The organism is Yoonia sp. R2-816, from assembly GCF_046762905.1.
In the GTDB taxonomy this organism is placed as follows: domain Bacteria; phylum Pseudomonadota; class Alphaproteobacteria; order Rhodobacterales; family Rhodobacteraceae; genus Yoonia.
In genome coordinates this window covers 1-295 of the sequence record NZ_JBKQXN010000287.1, presented here as the reverse complement: position 1 = coordinate 295, position 295 = coordinate 1, and the positions used below count along the sequence as shown (strand labels likewise).

The following is a 295-nucleotide window of genomic DNA, read 5'->3' as shown; positions in this document are numbered from 1 at the left end:
GACCTCGGAATTTCGAAAAACACCGTTGGAGAAATAGTGAAACGGCATAGACAATCGTGCTGATGCTGACAAACCTCCGACAGCAACACCGGACCTTAATGCAAGATGCGGCGAATAACGGTTGAGAGCTGATGCTGCGCTGCATCCGAGGTCCGGTTTGATGAAGATTTTCTGATGCGGGCCATGGCGCGAGGTCTCAGCTTGGCCGTAAGGGTGGCCCGCGTTGGAAAATCTCTCAGGGTGGAAGCCGCGGGGGTTGGCGGTGTCTATGGGGAAAGTGTGCTGCCGGTTGGAT

1 protein-coding gene is annotated in these 295 nt (G+C 55.3%); it reads right to left on the bottom strand.

What is annotated here, in order from left to right:
* Positions 1–295 (bottom strand): hypothetical protein (locus ACFWW2_RS16945; RefSeq protein ID WP_393929868.1); only part of this gene is annotated, 295 nt, incomplete at both ends.